18 protein-coding genes and 1 pseudogene are annotated in these 19181 nt (G+C 41.1%); 2 read left to right on the top strand and 17 right to left on the bottom strand.

What is annotated here, in order from left to right; all coding sequences use genetic code 11:
- Positions 1-520: 520 nt before the first annotated feature.
- Positions 521-835: a DUF3892 domain-containing protein gene (locus tag ACJ004_RS08355; RefSeq protein WP_410892450.1), complete on the top strand. Its 315-nt coding sequence runs from the start codon at positions 521-523 to the stop codon at positions 833-835.
- A gap of 35 nt (positions 836-870) precedes the next feature.
- Complete coding sequence (locus tag ACJ004_RS08350) at positions 871-1446, top strand: GNAT family N-acetyltransferase (protein WP_410892449.1); 576 nt, start codon at positions 871-873, stop codon at positions 1444-1446.
- 235 nt (positions 1447-1681) lie between these two features.
- Here ACJ004_RS08350 and leuD read toward each other — a convergent pair whose 3' ends face one another.
- The 17 genes and pseudogenes from leuD to ACJ004_RS08265 all read right to left on the bottom strand — a co-directional run bounded on the left by leuD (position 1682) and on the right by ACJ004_RS08265 (position 19035).
- Entirely contained in the window at positions 1682-2263 is a 582-nt protein-coding gene (leuD, locus tag ACJ004_RS08345; RefSeq protein ID WP_410892448.1) for a 3-isopropylmalate dehydratase small subunit, read from the bottom strand.
- A 3-nt stretch (positions 2264-2266) separates the two neighbouring features.
- A complete protein-coding gene (gene leuC, locus ACJ004_RS08340) occupies positions 2267-3688 on the bottom strand; it encodes a 3-isopropylmalate dehydratase large subunit (RefSeq protein WP_410892447.1) in 1422 nt (473 codons plus the stop codon).
- Between the two features lie 101 nt (positions 3689-3789).
- Positions 3790-4896, bottom strand: a complete 1107-nt coding sequence (leuB, locus tag ACJ004_RS08335; RefSeq protein WP_410892446.1) for a 3-isopropylmalate dehydrogenase — start codon at positions 4894-4896, stop codon at positions 3790-3792.
- 31 nt (positions 4897-4927) lie between these two features.
- On the bottom strand, positions 4928-6472 hold the full coding sequence (locus ACJ004_RS08330; protein WP_410892445.1) for a 2-isopropylmalate synthase: 1545 nt from the start codon (positions 6470-6472) through the stop codon (positions 4928-4930).
- Entirely contained in the window at positions 6459-7490 is a 1032-nt protein-coding gene (gene ilvC, locus ACJ004_RS08325; RefSeq protein ID WP_410892444.1) for a ketol-acid reductoisomerase, read from the bottom strand. Before ilvC ends, ACJ004_RS08330 begins: the two co-directional genes overlap by 14 nt.
- A 27-nt stretch (positions 7491-7517) precedes the next feature.
- Positions 7518-8039 carry an acetolactate synthase small subunit gene (ilvN, locus tag ACJ004_RS08320; RefSeq protein ID WP_410892443.1) on the bottom strand — a complete coding sequence of 174 codons (522 nt, stop codon included), beginning with the start codon at positions 8037-8039 and terminating at the stop codon, positions 7518-7520.
- Positions 8036-9763 (bottom strand): biosynthetic-type acetolactate synthase large subunit, encoded by a 1728-nt coding sequence (gene ilvB / locus ACJ004_RS08315; protein WP_410892442.1) that lies wholly within the window; start codon positions 9761-9763, stop codon positions 8036-8038. Before ilvB ends, ilvN begins: the two co-directional genes overlap by 4 nt.
- 541 nt (positions 9764-10304) lie before the next feature.
- On the bottom strand, positions 10305-11975 hold the full coding sequence (gene ilvD, locus ACJ004_RS08310; protein ID WP_410892441.1) for a dihydroxy-acid dehydratase: 1671 nt from the start codon (positions 11973-11975) through the stop codon (positions 10305-10307).
- Positions 11976-11986: 11 nt separating this feature from the next.
- The gene (ilvE, locus tag ACJ004_RS08305; protein ID WP_410892440.1) at positions 11987-12895 is read right to left on the bottom strand and encodes a branched-chain-amino-acid transaminase; all 909 of its coding nucleotides are present in this window, start codon (positions 12893-12895) and stop codon (positions 11987-11989) included.
- Between the two features lie 412 nt (positions 12896-13307).
- A complete protein-coding gene (locus tag ACJ004_RS08300; protein ID WP_410892439.1) occupies positions 13308-14039 on the bottom strand; it encodes an exonuclease domain-containing protein in 732 nt (243 codons plus the stop codon).
- Entirely contained in the window at positions 14036-14998 is a 963-nt protein-coding gene (locus ACJ004_RS08295) for a DUF294 nucleotidyltransferase-like domain-containing protein (RefSeq protein WP_410892438.1), read from the bottom strand. Before ACJ004_RS08295 ends, ACJ004_RS08300 begins: the two co-directional genes overlap by 4 nt.
- Positions 14999-15074: 76 nt before the next feature.
- Positions 15075-16334 (bottom strand): ammonium transporter, encoded by a 1260-nt coding sequence (locus ACJ004_RS08290; protein ID WP_410892436.1) that lies wholly within the window; start codon positions 16332-16334, stop codon positions 15075-15077.
- Positions 16335-16517: 183 nt separating this feature from the next.
- Positions 16518-16844 carry a MerR family transcriptional regulator gene (locus tag ACJ004_RS08285; protein ID WP_410892434.1) on the bottom strand — a complete coding sequence of 109 codons (327 nt, stop codon included), beginning with the start codon at positions 16842-16844 and terminating at the stop codon, positions 16518-16520.
- 147 nt (positions 16845-16991) lie between these two features.
- Positions 16992-17156 carry a Fur-regulated basic protein FbpA gene (gene fbpA / locus ACJ004_RS08280; protein ID WP_410892432.1) on the bottom strand — a complete coding sequence of 55 codons (165 nt, stop codon included), beginning with the start codon at positions 17154-17156 and terminating at the stop codon, positions 16992-16994.
- A 26-nt stretch (positions 17157-17182) separates the two neighbouring features.
- Positions 17183-17320 (bottom strand): hypothetical protein, encoded by a 138-nt coding sequence (locus ACJ004_RS08275; RefSeq protein WP_410892430.1) that lies wholly within the window; start codon positions 17318-17320, stop codon positions 17183-17185.
- Positions 17321-17507: 187 nt separating this feature from the next.
- Positions 17508-17888 carry a hypothetical protein gene (locus ACJ004_RS08270; RefSeq protein WP_410892428.1) on the bottom strand — a complete coding sequence of 127 codons (381 nt, stop codon included), beginning with the start codon at positions 17886-17888 and terminating at the stop codon, positions 17508-17510.
- Positions 17889-18043: 155 nt separating this feature from the next.
- A pseudogene (locus ACJ004_RS08265) lies at positions 18044-19035 on the bottom strand (NADPH:quinone oxidoreductase family protein).
- Between the last annotated feature and the right edge of the window lie 146 nt (positions 19036-19181).

The following is a 19181-nucleotide window of genomic DNA, read 5'->3' as shown; positions in this document are numbered from 1 at the left end:
AAATCATTCTATTTTAAAGTATTATGACATTTTTCAGCGATAAATAATATTTGTCATTTAAAAATGTTAATAGATAATGTGGTCGCAAGGCTTAAAAAGGATTGGAAAGGCGATGTGGTTGCTTTTGACAAAGGAGAGGCTCAACATTATCAAATTAGCTGACACCTTATCGGATGGGATCATTAAACAGTTCCCACAAAAGTTTAAGTAAAAGAGGGACTTAGCTTGTGGACAGTGTTTCTTTAGTCTACAAGCTTTTTTATGCCCAAAAAAATGAAAAGGGCGATGGAGAAGAGACTTACGAAAAGAATACGTGATTCATTCACTTGACCATATAAAACCATGCATTTCCTTCCAATGGTTCCATTTGATTGCCTCCAATTCAGGTGAATTATACCATGAGGAGATATTTATAGTTTTTATCAGTGAAGGAATACTTTGAAGCTTTTATGACACTTTCCTAGGTAAGGATAATTTTTAAAAATAGAAAAATACTAACAAATGTTCGGAGGTGGAAGTAGTGGAACAAAAAGATTATGAAAAAATTTATCAAGAATACAAGCAGCAAAGTCAACAGCAAGCCCAAATGGAAGCAGGGAACAGCAACCCTGATGGCAAAGAGGAATTTGTATCGGTAAGAAAAAACGATGATGGAGATATTATCGCTTTTAAAACCAGCACTGGTCGTGAGTTGGATTATATCACGGCATTAAATGAAGCAAAATCTGGAATGATCGCTCATATCGATGTCTTCCACAAATATGGGCGAGACATTATCCGCAGTGAACCAGACGGTATCAAAGAAAATAATCTTGATCAATTGCCTGAGTTTTAATGAAAAAACTAAGTGGAACATAAAGGAGTATTTCCATGCATTGGTATGAAAAGTTGAATCAGTATTTTCCAGTGGAAGAAATGAAATCAAAGGCTCACATGGAAACCTTACTGAAAGAACGTTCAAACATTTATCATAAAGATGAGGGACCAAATCATGTTTTGATGTATGCCGAATTAGACAATTTTGTGTTTATTGATTATCTATTTGTTTCAAAAAATGCCCGTGGCGAGGGACTTGGCCATAAACTTTTGGAAAAATTAAAACGAAAAGGAAAGCCCATTATCCTTGAAGTAGAACCAGTCAATTATGAAGATAGCGATTCCGAAAAACGGCTTCATTTTTATAAACGTGAAAAATTTGAGCACGCCGTTTCTATCGGTTATGAGAGAAAATCATTGGCGACAAATGAGGTTAATCGGATGGAAATCCTCTACTGGGCCCCTAATGAAGAATCAGAAGAAATGATTTTTGAAGCCATGAGGAAAACATATGATATGATTCACACCTATAAAGATCATCATTTTTATGGTGAATCATACGAGCCCGTTGAAGAGGTCTTGACCTTTAACGGAGAATCTGAGAATAGAAATATTTTGAACGAGCTGTGAAAGCAGAAAAAATGAGCCTGGGTTTCCAAGCTCATTTTTTTGTTATTTACGCGATAAGAAAGTATAAGTTTTTGAACTTAGATAACTGTCTAGCTCCAGCGCCCTAGCGGCTAGTGTCCTTCGCTCTCCGCCCTACGATAAGTCAACATCGAATCGCCTTCGGCTCTTCGTGTTTCCTTTATCTCGGTTGGAGCGCTCCAGGCCATACGCCGCTGAACAGGGCGCTTGCGCTTTTCTAATGCGCAAGTTCATATTGCTCAATTTTATTTTCGTACGTTAAGGTAACACCAATCTCATCCCAGCCATTCAGCAGCATGACTTTAGGGTAAGGAGCAATTTCGAAAGCAACCTTGAATCCCTCATTATCATAGACCACTTGATTTTCAAGGTCGACTGTTAATTGATATTCTTCGGATTCTGCTTTTCTAATAATGGACTGAACTTGTTCATTACTAGCCTGTATCGGGAGAATCCCATTTTTTACACAATTGTTTTTAAAAATGTCGGCAAAACTTGGGGCAATGACAATTTTAAAGCCGAAATCTTGAACTGCCCACGGCGCATGCTCACGAGAAGATCCGCAACCAAAGTTTTCACCAGCAACCAAGATAGATGCGCCTTTATATTTTGGATCATTTAAAGAAAAATCAGGACGAAGATTTCCTTCATCATCGAAACGCCAATGATAAAAAAGGAATTGTCCGAAACCACTACGTTCAATCCGCTTTAAAAACTGTTTTGGGATAATTTGGTCCGTATCAATGTTCGACCTATTTAATGGATAAACAAGGCCTTGATGAATCTTTAATGGTTCCATATGCTATCTAACCTCCTGTGCTGCAGAGAATTGGCGGACATCAACGAAGTGGCCTGCAACAGCGGCAGCAGCTGCCATTTCAGGGCTGACAAGATGGGTTCTGGCTCCGTTCCCTTGGCGGCCTTCAAAATTTCGGTTAGAAGTTGAGGCACAGCGTTCCCCAGGTGGAACAATGTCATCGTTCATCGCCAGGCACATACTGCAGCCGGCTTCGCGCCATTCAAAACCTGCTTCTGTAAAGACCTTATCAAGGCCTTCTTTTTCGGCTGCAAGTTTGACACTAAATGAACCTGGAACCACAATAGCGGTAACTGAAGGGCTAACCTTTTTGCCCCGGATAATCTCAGCCGCACTTCGTAAATCGCTTATGCGCGAATTTGTGCAAGAACCGATGAAAACATGGTCAATTTTCACATTTGAGATCGGCTGACCTGCTTCAAGGCCCATGTATTCAAGCGCACGCCCGATCTCGTCCTTCTCACTAGGTTTCTCCGTTTCGTCTGGATTTGGAACATTAGCCGTAATTGGAATACACATACCTGGATTTGTTCCCCAGGTTACTTGTGGTTCAACTTCCGCTGCTTCAATCTTAACGACCCGGTCGTATGCTGCCCCTTCATCTGAAGCAAGAGCTTTCCACTCTGCAACCGCTTGTTCAAACGCTTCTCCTTGAGGTACATGACGTCTTCCTCGTAAATATTCAAAAGTTGTTTCATCAGGTGTGATCAGTCCTGCTCTAGCACCTGCTTCAATTGACATGTTACAAACTGTCATCCGCTCTTCCATGGAGAGTGAACGGATGGCTTCACCTGTGTACTCCATTACATAACCTGTTCCAAATTGGACACCGAATTTACCGATGATGGCAAGGATTAAGTCTTTCGCTGTAACGCCAGTACCGAGTTTCCCGTTGACCTTAACATTTAACGTTTTAGGCGGTGCCTGCCAAAGTGTTTGGGTTGCAAGAACATGCTCGACCTCGCTCGTACCAATCCCAAAAGCAAGTGCACCAAATGCTCCGTGTGTAGAGGTATGACTATCGCCGCAAACAATGGTTTTACCAGGCTGTGTAAGACCAAGTTCAGGTCCGATTACATGGACGATCCCATTATCTGGGTGGTGAATATCAGCAAGTGGAATCCCGAATTCCTGACAATTTTGTTGTAAGGTATCAATTTGATTTTTCGAAACAGGGTCATTGATTACCAAACGTTGTCGGGTTGGAACATTATGATCCATCGTCGCAAAGGTAAGGTCTGGGCGGCGTACTTTACGCTCATTCATTCGTAAGCCCTCAAAAGCCTGAGGAGAGGTTACTTCGTGAACGAGGTGTAAATCAATATATAATAAATCTGGTTTTCCCTCTTCTTGATGTACAACATGCTTTTCCCAAATCTTTTGAATAATATTTTTTGGTGTATGCATAGCGTCCTTCCTCACGTTAATGAATTTAAATTTTTTTTTTTAGAACCTTGGATAAATTTAGGGGTAAACCGCTGAACAAGACGGTTTACCCACCGAATTTATTAAAAATAACAGCTGGCGATGCATTTCGAAGCATTTTGCGATTTGATATAATCCGCAATCCTTTTTGTCATTTCAGCAGTTCCAACAAGACGACCATCTAGAACTTGAAGATCGCCTGTGTGGAAGCCGGCATCTAAAACCGCTTGGACAGCATCCTCAATCACTTTTGCCTCGTCATTTAATTGGAAAGAGTACCTAAGCATAAGTGCAGCAGATAAAATCATCGCTACAGGATTGGCTACACCTTTGCCAGCAATGTCTGGGGCAGAGCCGTGAACCGGTTCATAAAGGCCCACTCCATTTTCATTTAAGCTAGCTGAAGGGAGCATACCAAGTGATCCGGTAATAACGGAGGCTTCATCGCTTAAGATGTCTCCGAATAGATTCTCGGTAACGATTACGTCAAAATGGCTAGGGTTTGTGATTAATTTCATAGCGGCAGCATCAACTAATACATGTTCCACAGCTACATCTGGATACTGAGCTTTTTTCTCTTCGACAATTTCACGCCATAGTTTACTAGATTCAAGCACATTTGCTTTATCAACCGAAGTCAGCTGACCACGCCGCTGCTGTGCGGCTTGAAAGCCCTTATCGACAATTCTTTCAATTTCTTGACGGGAATACACTAGTGTGTCTACAACGGAGTTTCCATTATCACGACGTTCACTTGGTGTTCCGAAGTAAAGGCCGCCCGTTAATTCACGTACGATAAGGAGGTCGCTTCCAGAGACTACTTCTTCCTTTAAAGGTGAGGCATGAAGAAGGTTTTTAAATCCTTTAATTGGCCTTAAGTTTGCATATAAATCAAGTGCTTTACGGATTCCTAGCAAGCCTCGTTCAGGACGTAAATGGGAGGGATTGTTATCCCATTTTGGTCCTCCAACCGCGCCAAGCAATACCGCATCGGCCTGTTTGCAAGCAGCAACGGTTGAGTCTGGAAGGGGAGTGCCGTATAGGTCTATGGCTGCTCCTCCGATTTCATGGGTTTCAAAGCTAAAAGTATGATTGTATTCTTCAGCAATAGCATTTAACACGTCTTTTGCTGAATTAATAACTTCCTTGCCAATGCCATCACCGGGAAGTAAGACAATACGTTTTTTCATTAGAAGCAACCTCCTCATTTTTGTTTGGTTTTTATATTTTGGCAGTTTCTTTTACAACTGCTTTTTGGTTAAAAAATACACGATTAACAGCGTTCAAGAATGATTTTGCTGAAGCCTCTAGTACATCTTGTGCTGAACCGCGGCCGGTTACAGTGGTACCATTTACCGTCATTTTGACATGGACCTCAGCAAGTGCATCTCGTCCTTGGCCAATCGAACTTAATCTAAAATCAGTAAGATGGATCTCTTCTTTAATCAAACTTTCTAAAGTGTTCATTAAAGCTTCTACACTACCAGAACCTGTACGGGCTGTTTCCACTCGAATACCTTCAGGAGTGGTTAAAGCCACAGTAGCTGTCGGCAAGTTTGCTGAGCCGTAATGGACTTGGAAGGCAACAAGTTCATATTTTTTGATATCAACAGCTGTTGTTTGAATATCGGTTAGAATCGCAAAAAGATCTTCGTCCGTTACTTCTTTCTTACGATCGGTTAATAGTTTAAAAGAAGTAAAGGCTTCAATGAGTTTCTCATCCGAAAGTTCAAAGCCCATTTGCTCAATTTTATCTTTGAAGGCATGGCGGCCGGAATGTTTGCCGAGCACTAAATCATTGGATTTGACTCCGACTAGTTCAGGCGTAATAATCTCATAGGTTAACGTATTTTTTAAGACGCCGTCCTGATGGATTCCTGATTCGTGGGCGAAAGCATTTTTTCCAACCACGGCTTTATTAGGAGGAACCATCATCCCCGTAAAGCGGCTGACAAGATCACTCGTGCGTTTAATTTCTTTTAAGACTAGATTGGAAGTATAAGGATACTTATCTTTACGGATGTTTAAGGCCACGGCAATTTCTTCCAAAGAAGCATTACCAGCACGTTCCCCAATTCCGTTGATCGTACCTTCGACTTGAGTAACTCCGTTTTCGATGGCAGCTAGCGAATTCGCAACCGCCATTCCCAAATCATCATGACAATGGCATGATAATGCCGCCTTATGAATATTAGGAACGTTTTCTCGAATGTAGCGGAACATGCGTCCATATTCTTCAGGTGTGGTATAACCGACTGTATCAGGAAGATTAATGACGGTTGCACCAGCATCGATGACCTTCGTAATAATTTGGACAAGGAAATCAAGATCCGAGCGGGACGCATCTTCAGCCGACCACTCGATGTGCGGGAAGTTCCGTTTAGCATAAGAAACCATGTCTACAGCAATTTGGGTGACTTCCTCAGGTGTTTTTATCAGTTTATATTGCATATGGATAGGGGAGGTGGCAAGGAACACATGTAACCTTGGTTCTGCTGCATCTTTTAACGCATCCCACGCAATGTCAATGTCCGATTTCGTCGCTCTTGCCAGGCCAGTAACTGAAACATTTTTAATATTCCGGGCGATTGCTCTTACTGCTTCAAAATCGCCTTGGGAGGAAGCCGGAAAGCCGGCCTCCATAATGTCAACACCAAACCGTTCAAGTTGTCTTGCGATTTCCAATTTCTCAAGCTGGTTTAAATTCACACCAGGGGACTGTTCGCCATCGCGTAATGTCGTATCAAAGATGTTAACGTGAACCATTTACCGCCACTTCCTTCTTTGCTGTTACTGGCTTTTTAATAAATGGCATTAATGCACGAAGCTCGCGGCCAACTTGTTCAATTTGGTGATTGTTTTCAGCACGATTAATCGCATTGAATTGTGGGCGGTTTGCTTGGTTTTCAAGGATCCAGCCTTTAGCAAACACACCAGTTTGAATATCTGTTAATACATCCTTCATCCGTGCTTTTGTATCTGCATTTACGACACGTGGTCCAGACACGAAATCTCCCCATTGTGCAGTATCGGAAATTGAATAGCGCATATTTTCAAAGCCACCTTCATATAAAAGGTCTACGATTAATTTCAATTCATGTAAACACTCAAAGTAGGCAACTTCAGGCTGATAACCTGCTTCAACAAGAGTTTCAAATCCAGCTTTGATAAGGGCAGTAGTTCCGCCGCAAAGAACAGCTTGCTCTCCGAAAAGATCTGTTTCTGTTTCTTCTTGGAAGGTAGTTTCTAAAACACCTGCACGGGCTGAGCCAATACCTTTTGCATAGGCAAGGGCAAGATCACGTGCTTGACCAGTGTAGTCTTGATAAACTGCGTAAAGTGCTGGGACACCAGCGCCTTCAGTGTAAGTACGACGTACTAAATGACCTGGGCCTTTTGGTGCTACTAAAAATACGTCTACATCTGCAGGAGGAACGATTTGGCTAAAGTGAACATTGAAACCATGTGCAAAAACAAGGGCATTACCTGCTTCAAGGTTTGGTTCGATGCTTTCTTTGTAAACCTTTGGCTGCATTTCATCAGGAAGAAGAACCATAATAACGTCAGCTGCTGCAGCTGCCTCTGCAACTGAAGTAACTTCAACGCCATCTTCAACTGCTTTATCCCACGATTTTCCGCCTCTTAATCCAACTACTACATCAAAACCGCTCTCTTTTAAATTAAGTGCATGGGCATGACCTTGAGAACCATAGCCAATTACTGCGATTTTCTTTCCTTGTAAAACCTCTTCTTGAATATCTCCGTTATAAAGTACTTTTGCCATTATCGATCATCCTTTCAAGGTAAGTTATTATTTTAATAGGGTGTAATGATTTAGTTCGTTTACTTGCGGTTGATGCCCGCGTAATAGGGCTGTCAATCCTGTTCTGGCAATCTCTTTAATTCCATATGGGCGAAGTAATTCTAGTAATGCATCGATTTTTTCAGGTTTGCCGGTGATTTGAACGGCTAAACTATCTTTACTTACATCAATTACGATGGCACGAAATGGGTCAATGATTCCGTTAATCTCACTGCGGAGCTGGCTGCTTGAGGCTACTTTAATCAAGGCCAATTCGCGAACAACAATTGCTTTATCCGTAATATCAGAAACTTTTAAAACATCAATCTGTTTATTAAGCTGCTTTGTCACTTGTTCGAGACGCTGCTCATCTTCGATTTCAACAACGAGGGTCATTTTTGAAACACCTTCCGTTTCTGTTGGCCCAACGGAAATACTTTCAATATTGAATTGACGCCTTTGCAGAAGTCCGGTGACACGGTTGAGAACACCGCTTCGATCCTGAACTGTTGCTGTTATGATTCGCTTCATGGTTTCACCCCTATCATTTCATGGATTCCTTTGCCAGGGGCAATCATCGGAAATACTTTTTCCTGTTGAAGAACACGGCAATCAACAAGAACTGGACCATTATGGGCGAATACTTCAGGAAGAACAGTGATGAGTTCCTCTTGATTGTTAACCCGATAACCCTTAATTGAATAGCTGTCGGCAAGTTTGACAAAATCAGGCTGTGTATGAAGTATCGATTCTGAAATACGGTTTCCGTGTAAAAGTTCCTGCCATTGGCGAACCATTCCAAGTGCGCCATTGTTGACAATAATAATTTTTACGGGAAGGTTTCGTTCATAAATAATCGATAATTCCTGAAGTGTCATTTGGAAGCCGCCATCCCCGACAATCGCAACGACTGTACTATCCGGCTCGGCAATTTGTGCACCAATCGCGGCAGGGAAGCCAAAGCCCATTGTTCCCAGTCCACCTGAAGTAATCCAGCGGTGTGGGGTTTTAAAGGTGTAATATTGGGCTGCCCACATTTGGTGCTGGCCGACATCAGTTGCGACGATAGCCTCACCATTCGTTACTTTGTGGACTGCTTCGATAACCCATTGCGGGCACATTCCGTTTGGATCATGTTTATACCAAAGCGGATACTCCTGTTTGTTTTGATTCAGTTTTTCCAGCCATTCAGCCGTTTTAGGTGACTCGAACTCCTTATCAAGCAGCTCGCTGAGTGCCTCTTTTGTATCAGAAACAATAGGAATAAGTGTTGGAACATTTTTACCAATTTCGGCCGGGTCGATGTCAATATGGGCAACTTTCGCAAATGGGGCGAAGTGTTTAAGATTTCCTGTTAGTCTATCATCGAATCGGGCTCCAAAGTTGATAAGCAGATCACATTCGTAAACGGCCGTGTTCGCTGCATATGTTCCGTGCATTCCACCCATTCCCAGCGAGAGTGGGTTATCTGCAGGAAAGGTACCAAGTCCAAGTAAAGTGGTGACCACTGGGATTTGGTGCTTTTCCGCAAAAGCAGTTAAGTCGGCTGATGCTCTTCCGTGAAGAACACCGGCGCCTGAAAGGATTACAGGCTTAATTGCCCTTGAAATGGAATCGGCAAGCTTTTTAATCTGCAATGGATTTGGCTTTGTTGTTGGCTGGTATCCAGGTAAATTAATGCTCGCTTCTTCGGGATCTTCAGTCAAAAATCCAGCAGAAATATCTTTAGGGACATCCACTAATACTGGCCCTGGTCGACCAGTAGAAGCAATATGAAAAGCTTCCTTGACGATGCGTGGTAAGTCTTCAATTGATTGTACCTGGTAGTTATGTTTCGTAATCGGCGTGGTAATTGCCATAACATCTGCTTCTTGGAATGCGTCTGTTCCGATGACACTTCGTGCAACCTGTCCTGTGAATATAACAAGTGGCAGGGAATCCATCATTGCATCAGTTATTCCAGTAACCAGATTGGTTGCTCCTGGTCCTGAAGTTGCAATAACAACTCCAGGTTTACCGGTAACTCGGGCATACCCTTCAGCTGCATGGATCATTCCTTGTTCATGTCGGAAGAGAATATGCTCGATAGTTCCCTGGGCGCGGTAAATGGCATCATAGATTGGAAGGACGGCACCTCCGGGATATCCAAACAGAGTTTCCACACCTTCTTTTTTCAGTAAGTCGATGAGAAGGTCTGCACCGGTTCTCGGTTCTGTAGTTGTTTGGACCTCAAGCTTTTTTGCTTCTACTTTCACGTTGTAATCCCTCCTTACGGATGATTGAATTTTTTAAAAATTTGTTTCAAGTCTCGATATTGAAAAATTGCTGGTTGCAGAAAATTCACTGCTAATGCTTAAACATAGTAAAAAAGGCCCTATTCTCCCGGAATAGACTGCAGTCAATAAGATCAAAAGCAGAATAATCGGGGAGAAAAGGCCTTTCATTTTCTCGGTACCACCCGTTTTTACAGTATCCTTACGAATACTGCCTTATGAAGCGACATCAAAAAATATAGATACGCTTCTTTTGATAACAGGTGTTCAAAGATATGGACACCCGATTAAGCCTACTTAATTAATGATCGTTCGGCTTAACACTCAGGGATGATGTCAGAATAAGTTGTATTACTGGGCTTCCAGCAACCCCAGCTCTCTGAAAATACGAATTCTTATTCCTTTATTCCCGTCATCGATTTATGGATATTTTTTTGTCAAATGATCCCCATTTAACGCTTTAGCACCTTAACTTCCTAAGAGAAGGGGAGGGGTACTACTTATTCCCATTGGTAAGAATATTTTAGAATTTCATGATCCCGCCTGTGTTGGCAGATGTTACGAGTTTTGCATATTTTGCAAGATAACCAGTTTTGATTTTAGGCTCTGGTTTCACCCATGCCTTCCGTCGTTCGGCTAAAACTTCATCATCAACAAGAAGGTCAATGGTGCGTGCTTCTAGGTCGATTAAGATTTTGTCACCATTTTCAACAAGGGCAATTGGTCCGCCTTCTGCTGCTTCTGGTGAGATATGACCAATGGAAATTCCACGGCTGGCACCCGAGAAGCGTCCATCTGTAATTAGGGCAACTTCTTTACCTAATCCACGACCCATAATTGCGGAAGTAGGTGCAAGCATTTCAGGCATTCCTGGTCCGCCTTTTGGACCTTCATAGCGGATAACAACCACATGTCCCGCTTGAACAGTACCATTATTAATATTTTCTTGTGCGTCATCTTGGGTTTCAAAAACGATTGCTTCACCCAAGAATGTTTTAATGGAAGGATCAACGGCACCAACCTTGATTACCCCGCCGTCTGGAGCAATGTTTCCATATAGGATGGATAGTCCACCAACTGGGCTATATGGATTGTCTTTTGTCCGGATGACATTTTCATTCGTGATTGTTGCTTCCTTCACATTTTCTGAAAGAGTTTTACCTGTAATGGTTAAGCAGTTATCATGCAAGGCGCCTTCTACTTTATAAAGTTCATTAATAATGGCACTAACCCCGCCTGCATGATGAATATCTTCCATTGAATAATCGGATGCTGGCATAATTTTTGCTAGATAAGGAACTCTTTCAGCAATTTTGTTAATCTCACGTAAATCGTATTCAATCCCAGCTTCGTTGGCAATTGCCAATGTATGAAGCACTGTATTCGTTGATCCCCCCATCGCCATATCTAGGGCAAAGGCATTATCAATTGCTTCTCTAGTAATAATGTCACGCGGCCGAATATCCTTTTTTACTAATTCAATTAAATGTCTAGCCGCTTGACGAATTAATTCATGCCTCTCATCTGAAGTTGCAACAATTGTTCCGTTACCCGGAACAGTCATTCCTAATACTTCCATTAGACAGTTCATTGAGTTTGCTGTAAACATCCCTGAACAAGATCCGCATGTAGGGCAGGCATTTGTTTCAATGTCCAGAAGCTCCTTCTGGCTGATCGTACCGTTATGGTAAGCACCAACCCCCTCAAATACTGAAGTGAGTGAAAGGTTCTTTCCTGTTGATGGAGAAACACCCGCTTCCATCGGTCCGCCTGATACAAATACAGAAGGGACGTTGGTTCGTGCAGCAGCCATTAACATTCCAGGTGTAATCTTGTCACAGTTTGGAATGTAAAAAACTCCATCAAACCAATGAGCATTTATGACAGTTTCGGCACTGTCGGCGATAATCTCACGGCTTGGAAGGGAATAGCGCATCCCAATATGGCCCATTGCTATGCCGTCATCGACACCAATCGTATTAAATTCGAAAGGAATACCACCAGCTTCACGGATAGCTTCTTTTACAATCTCACCGAAATGATTAAGGTGTTTATGTCCTGGAATAATTTCAATAAACGAGTTACAGACGCCGATAAACGGCTTTTCAAGGTCACTCGTTTTTACCCCTGTTGCATATAAAAGGCTTCGGTGGGGTGCACGGTCAATTCCCTTTTTAATCATATCGCTACGCATTTATTTATCTCCTAACTGACGATCGCGTGATTTGCTCTTTCTGGGTAACAAGCCACACCGTCTGTTGTTACAATTTTCCTGAATTCCTCTAATAGAATGTTGGTAACCTCGCCGGGTTTTCCATCACTAATTTTTCGTTTGTCCACATCAATTACTGCGATTACCTCAACGGCTGTACCGGTTAAGAACACTTCATCAGCCACATAGACATCGTGACGAGTGAATGGAGATTCTCTAACTTCAAAGCCTCTAGCTCTCGCTACATCAATAATGGCGTTGCGCGTAATTCCTTCTAATGCGCCCAGGTAAACTGGCGGGGTAAATATGACACCATTTTTTACAATGAAGATATTGTCAGCTGAACCTTCGGTAACATAGCCTTGGTCATTAAGCATTAATGCTTCCTCAACGCCTGCTTGATTGGCCTCTAATTTTACAAGAATATTATTTAAATAGTTAAGTGATTTAACCTGTGGGCTTAAAACATCCGGGCGATTTCTACGGCTTGCAACGGATGCAATTTTAATCCCACGCTCGTAATACTCTTTAGGAAACATGGACAATTCTTCAGCAATAATAATGACACTTGGCTTCGAGCAGGATGAAGGGTCTAGGCCGAGATTTCCTTTTCCACGAGAAACAACGACACGAATATAGGCGCGTTCTAGCTGATTTTTTCTGATTGTATCGACGATTAATTGCGTCATTTCCCCATGTGTATATGGAATATTCAGCATAATGGATTGTGCTGATTCAAATAGTCTTTTTAGGTGAGCATCAAGTCTAAAGACGTTTCCACTATAAACACGTATGCCTTCAAATACTCCATCACCATATAAAAAACCATGATCAAAAACTGAAACTACAGCATCCTCTTTCTTGACGAATTTACCGTCAAGGAAAATCCATTGACTCCCCAACCTAACCACTCCTCTTTTGTGATAGACCGCTTTAAATGACTAAACAAATTTTTTAAAAAGAATTGCCATACCCCTTCTCCAACTGATGAAGAGCTTTGGCAGTTAATGAATTGATGATTATTTTCGATAATCATACAACCAATCGAAAACATGGTCAATATAGAAATCTGACAATTCAAATAAATCAAAAAAATTGTTAGCGTTTACATCATTGTCGTAATAAGGAAAACGGCAAAAAAAAGTTTTTTAAAATTTTTTTATTTTTAAGTTATTTTGTTCGTGTTAGGGATTATAACGGGGTCGATATTCAGAGGTAAGTAACATGGAGGTGTTTAAAAGTCGATTAGATTTCGTATTAAAAGCTACTAAACTTTTACCAAAAAACACTAGTTTGAAATAGTGTTTTTTAGGCTCAAAGCTTAGCCAGATGTTCATACACTTCCCGTAAATTACTATATCCGTTTTTTTGAGCCCGCTGTAAATAGCTGCCCCAAATTTGCGCTGTCATTATGGCATCTCCCAGTGCATGGTGACGATCTTTTATGGCAATCCCACATTCATAGCATACTTCTTCAAGTGGTAATGATTTCATGTAAGTGTCAGATAGTCGAATTAAGAAGGATGTATCGATGATTCGATGTTCAAATCTTGTTTTTAAGAGATCCCATGTCATTTTCTGCATAAAGGACTTTTCATGTTTAGAGTGGTGTGCGACAAGAATATGACTTTGTGCATAGTTAAAAAATTGTAGTAAGACATCCCTGGCAGGAGGAGCATCACGTAGTTGTTCATCGTGAATATTAGTTAAAGCTGAAATTTCTTCGTTTAGTGGAAGATCTGACTTTACCAGTGAATAAAAAGTATCATCGACCTCCATCTGCTGGCCCACCATTTTCACGGCTCCAATTGAAAGGACATAGTCGCCTTTTTCTGGATAGAACCCAGTAGTTTCTAAGTCAAATACGACTACCTCTAATTCGTTAAGCGGAGTGTCTAAGTTGTTTTTTCCTTTCATTTCTTTTTGAAGTTGTCGAATGAAGGAAATTTGTTGTGGATTGACTTGCCCTTGAATTCCCGCGTAAATATTAGAACTAACCTTACCGGAGATCTGCCTGAAGTATTGAGCTAAATCATTGATTTTCATGTTATCCCTCCTTTGTCGATAAGTTTTCCAGCGTATTGGTGAAGGGCCACACCATTTCTAATGATGTCTTTCACCTCATTCCTTTGCTCTTTTGTCAGTTTATCCGCCGGTAAATAGTGCCCTGATTCATAATCTGTATGGCTGGCATATTGAAGACGATAGTTTAACAGTTTTAAAAACATCGTTTTAAATTGATCTTTGTCTTGAATTTGTAGTTTATCGAGCCTTGAAAGGGTAGAAGTTTCCAGAACATTTTCTCTCATTGCCAAAAGACGAACCGCATTGATATAAGGGAATAGGGCGGTCTCCTTAAGATTTAGAGATCCACTATGTACACCATGGGGCTCCACTAAAATCTGACCTAATAAACCAATTCCCTTTTTAAAATGAAGTGTATTTTTATAAATTCTTGCAAGTAATTGTTCTTTTTGCACGGTTTGATACGCAAATGTTTTTAGTTGTTCCATCAGTTGATGCTGGCCATAAAAAGAGCGTCCATCAATAAAAATCAAGAGGTAGCGTAACGATTCCCATGACGCATCGGCTGTCCAGTTCAGTATTTGTTTCTCCCATTCGGTTTGTGCTTTACACCAGAATGGATTGCCCGACATCACACCGCCATCGCAATAAGAATACCCAACCTGATAGAGACCTTTTGATACTTCCTTTCCTAATGACAGAAAATATGCTTTTGCTTCAGCCGTTGAATCAAGGTAAATGATGCCATGATCCTGATCGCTCCAAACCGATTGTTCGAAGCGGCCGGCACTCCCCATTACAAAGAAAGTGAAGAGAGAGGGTGGGGGACCATACCGTTCAAGAATTTCCTTCAGTGAAATTTCCAAAATCTGTTTGATTATGTTGTCATGGAGTTGATTTAATTGAAAGTGATCTTTGGCTGCTTCCTTTATGTGGGTTTTTCTAAATTCGGCAATCCCCGAGTAGGTATCGTATTTCATGTTTTTCACCTCCTGCTTTAAAAATACATAAAGCGTGCAAGCCTTAAAAGGCGTTGCACACTTCATTAACTGCAATTTATAATGATTTTGTTTGTTCTGCTTTCAGTAATTCTGGATAACCGTAGCTTCCATGTTCGCTTAAATCTAATCCCATAATCTCTTCTTCTTCCGTAACGCGCAAACCATTCATGAATTTTTTCATAAGTGCCAGCAAGATGAAGGAGACGATAAAGGCGAAAGCGGCACAGGTGACAACGCCCATTGCTTGAACGCCAAGTTGGTGTAAACCGCCGCCGTAAAACAATCCTGGCTTTCCGACTGTTGCTAATTCTTTTGTTGCAAAGAAACCAGTTGATAAAGTCCCCCATACACCAGCAGCTCCGTGTACGGATAGAGCTGCAATTGGATCATCAATGCCTCTGTTTTCAAAGAAGCGAATGCTGTAAAATACAAGAATTCCTGCGATGAAGCCGATTAAGACAGCGGCCCAGGTATCTACAAACGCACAAGAAGCAGTAATAGCGACTAATCCTGCCAAGGCTCCGTTTAGCATCATTGGAACATCAGCTTTACCAAGAACAATCCAAGAAACAATCATCGCAGCAATGGTCCCTGCTGCTGCTGCTAAATTAGTATTAACGGCAACAAATCCGAAGAATGCTTTATCAACAGTTAATGTGCTACCAGCATTAAAACCAAACCAGCCAACCCATAATAGTAATACACTTACTGCAGTAAACACTTGGTTATGACCAGCAAGATTATTGGCCGAGCCATCTTTGTTAAATTTCCCAATACGTGGTTTTAATAGAATCGTAGCTGCAAGAGCTGCCATTGCACCTGTTAAGTGAACTACGGTAGAACCGGCGAAATCTTGTTTACCATGCTCTGCTAACCAACCTCCGCCCCAAATCCAGTGTGCAATGGGAGGATAGACAATGACTGAGAAAAGTAATGCAAATACCAGATAAGCACCTAATTTAGCTCGTTCTGCAAAGCCTCCGAACGCAATGGTTAATGAAATACCGGCAAATGCTAATTGGAATAAGAAGAAAACGGCACCTGACAATGGCAAGCCATCAATGTCATAACCTGAATAAAAGAAATCTGAGAAGCCAATCAGTGGATTTCCTTTACCAAAAATTAATCCATATCCCACTGCCCAAAATACGATTGATCCGATTCCGAACGTAAGGATTGTTTTACCTGCGATATGTCCTGCATTTTTCATTCTGGTTGAACCTGTTTCTAGGAGGATAAAACCTCCAATCATTAAGATGACAAGTACACCTGCCACCATCACCCACAGACTATTCATTAAAAATGTAGTATCCACTTTTTCTCCCCCTTTTAAGTGATGTTAATATTCTTAACATTTGATATGTTTGTATTCTTACATGATTCTAGATTGGATTCTATAAGTTTGGGAGATTATCTAACATGGTTTTTCGGTGGGGGGAGGAAAAAGAGAAGGAAACCCCATCACTTATAAGGAATGGGGCGGAAGGTGCATAGCTCATTATTTTTTTCGTAAACCAAAATGGGCATTTAATTGTCCTTGGATCATCTGCCTGCGAACCTCTTCTTGGTTGTGTTTCTTTTGTTCTCGAAGCATTTCTTTCCTAATGTCATGTGTTTGGATGCCGTCTTCAATTTTATTGGCAATTTCCATCAGCAATTCAACATCTGAAAAGGAAAACTTACGGCTGCCACCAGCAGACCTTTCGGGGAAAATAAGCTTTCGTTCTTCATAGTAACGTATTTGTCGTTCAGAAAGACCTGTGAGATCCCTGACAATACCGATTGTAATTACCTTTTTATCTTTGTATGAGATGTCATTTCCCATTTTTGTCGCTCACCACACCCTATTGTTTACAGTAATTAATATGTTTCTATACCATAGTATCATTTTATGTTAGATTATCTCACGTCGTACTAGATTTTCATACTATTTTGCTTGTTTGTCAGAATAAAGTAACTATGGAGTAATTGATTATGATTTTGCAGGGGAGAATGTTTTATTATATAAACTTTCCAGTTCAGAGAAGGTAAGGGAGTGAAGTTCGTGAACAGAAGAATCAGTAGCACCTGTCTCTAACAACTTCTTTATATAAAACTTCCTAAGGCGTTCAAGTCCTTTACGTAAATGAGTTGCCAACCTTTTTCACCCCTTTCCAACTGAAATTAATAATTTTGAAGTCTCCTTAATAGTTCATTTGCCTTTGACCCCATTGTTTTCATGAGTTCTTCATACAACTCATCTCTTAATTTATCTAATTGAAGGATTCTTTCAGCTAGTTTAATATCATTTCTTCGATACATTTGAAATCTTCCTTTCTTTCGTGGTTTATATTGAAAAGTTAACTGAATTTTCGCTCCTTGTCAGGGTTTTTGTAAGATAAACTGACAGGATTTTTAAAATGATCCTTCAAGTTGGTAAAAGAATCTTACGAAGTATTTTTTAATATTAAAAAGAACCGGACATCTGCCCGGTTCTTTGGAATTTCTCTTAATATTCTCCGTCGAATGGAGTGAATGGGATGTTGAATCTTCTTTCCAAGACACGTAGACGTTGATTCACTCGTTGAAGTCTGCGATCGATCTGGGCTACATGATGTTGTAGTTGATTGATATCCCGTTCTTGCCGCTCGTTGGCCCTCTCCAACTGATTCAGCCTGCGTTCAATTTGCTGTGGCTGTCTTGCTGGATCATATTGTTCTGGCATATAGGGATTAAATTGCTCACCCTGGACATAGGGATTAAATTGTTCAGTTTGCTCATAGTAATTCACTTGTTCTGGTTGACCATAGTAATTCATTTGTTCTGGTTGAACATAGGAAGTATACTCAATCGGCATTTGAGGCATTTGATAATAACCATACGGATTCATTTAGGCATCTCTCCTTATGTGGTAAATACCCTATAGATTATGTAGGTGTTTGGGAGAAGCAACGGCGAATGCCCATATACTGTCTCTGGCTTTCTGGGTATATACTCTTAGGGAAATAAAAATGAGATGACCAAAGTCATCTCAAATCGAATTTTTTATAGTTTTATGATAGTTCTGCCCCGTGCTTCACCTTTAAGGATCGAGGTTAACTCATTTGGTAATTCGTCTAGTGGTACTTCCTTATTCATCACTTTTAATAAATGATCAGGTTTAAAGTCAGTGGCCATTCGCTTCCACAAGGCAATTCGAGTTTCTAGTGGACAATAAACGGAATCAATACCAAGCAAACTGATGCCTCTTAGAATAAGGGGAATACCGTGGTAGGAACATCGCCTCCGCCTGTTAAGCCGCTAACTGCCACCGAACCATTGTAAGTAATTTTGGTAAGGATGGAGGCGAGTGTTTTGCCGCCAACAGGATCAATTGCTGCTGCCCAAAGCTGCTTATCTAAGGCTCTGATGTTTTGACCAGTGACGTCCTCGCGGGAAAGAATTTCGCTTGCACCTAGTTCCAAAAGGAAGTCATGTTCCGATTGTTTCCCAGTACTTGCAACCACATGGTAGCCTCGTTTGGTAAGAATCGCTACAGCGATACTGCCCACCCCGCCTGTCGCTCCTGTTACGAGGACCTTGCCTTTATCAGAAGTTAACCCGTTTTCTTCTAAGCGTTGAACTGATAATCCGGCCGTAAACCCAGCTGTCCCATAGACCATCGCTTCTTTTAACGACAGACCCTTAGGTAATGGAACAACCCAATCAACAGGAATCTGGGCATATTCACTGTAGCCACCATAATGGGAAACCCCAATCTCTTAGCTGGTAGCTATCACTTCATCCCCTGCTTTAAAACGAGAATCCTTCGAACGGACAACTACACCAGAAAGATCGATACCAGGAATAAATGGGTAGGATCTGACAATTTTCCCATCAGGGGAACTCGCTAATCCGTCCTTGTAGTTCACACTCGAATATCGGACGTTAATAAGGACGTCCCCTGGTGGAAGGTCTCCAACTGTTACTTCTTTTACGTTTACTGTAAAGTCACTATCTGTTTTGTCTACCATTAAAGCCTTAAATGGTTCGTTCATTTTATACCCCCCTATGCTCCTCAATTAATTAAATATATATAATCACTTTTAACTAATCAATGACAGGAAGGTGACAGGTGAAATTTAAAAAAATAGAATGTCCAGGAGTAGTAGATAAAAGGAATAAAGTATTATTCTACAATGCT

The sequence above is a fragment of the Neobacillus sp. 204 genome, from assembly GCF_046562815.1.
GTDB lineage: Bacteria > Bacillota > Bacilli > Bacillales > Cytobacillaceae > Neobacillus.
This window is presented reverse-complemented; position numbering and strand designations above follow the sequence as displayed.

Bases quoted from the DNA above. Each gene is read 5' to 3' on its own strand.
- ACJ004_RS08350 (WP_410892449.1), top strand. From the start codon at position 871: ATGCATTGGTATGAAAAGTTGAATCAGTATTTTCCAGTGGAAGAAATG.
- leuD (WP_410892448.1), bottom strand. From the start codon at position 2,263: ATGGAACCATTAAAGATTCATCAAGGCCTTGTTTATCCATTAAATAGG.
- leuC (WP_410892447.1), bottom strand. From the start codon at position 3,688: ATGCATACACCAAAAAATATTATTCAAAAGATTTGGGAAAAGCATGTT.
- leuB (WP_410892446.1), bottom strand. From the start codon at position 4,896: ATGAAAAAACGTATTGTCTTACTTCCCGGTGATGGCATTGGCAAGGAA.
- ACJ004_RS08330 (WP_410892445.1), bottom strand. From the start codon at position 6,472: ATGGTTCACGTTAACATCTTTGATACGACATTACGCGATGGCGAACAG.
- ilvC (WP_410892444.1), bottom strand. From the start codon at position 7,490: ATGGCAAAAGTACTTTATAACGGAGATATTCAAGAAGAGGTTTTACAA.
- ilvN (WP_410892443.1), bottom strand. From the start codon at position 8,039: ATGAAGCGAATCATAACAGCAACAGTTCAGGATCGAAGCGGTGTTCTC.
- ilvD (WP_410892441.1), bottom strand. From the start codon at position 11,975: ATGCGTAGCGATATGATTAAAAAGGGAATTGACCGTGCACCCCACCGA.
- ACJ004_RS08300 (WP_410892439.1), bottom strand. From the start codon at position 14,039: ATGAAAATCAATGATTTAGCTCAATACTTCAGGCAGATCTCCGGTAAG.
- ACJ004_RS08295 (WP_410892438.1), bottom strand. From the start codon at position 14,998: ATGAAATACGATACCTACTCGGGGATTGCCGAATTTAGAAAAACCCAC.
- ACJ004_RS08285 (WP_410892434.1), bottom strand. From the start codon at position 16,844: ATGGGAAATGACATCTCATACAAAGATAAAAAGGTAATTACAATCGGT.
- ACJ004_RS08275 (WP_410892430.1), bottom strand. From the start codon at position 17,320: ATGTATCGAAGAAATGATATTAAACTAGCTGAAAGAATCCTTCAATTA.
- ACJ004_RS08270 (WP_410892428.1), bottom strand. From the start codon at position 17,888: ATGAATCCGTATGGTTATTATCAAATGCCTCAAATGCCGATTGAGTAT.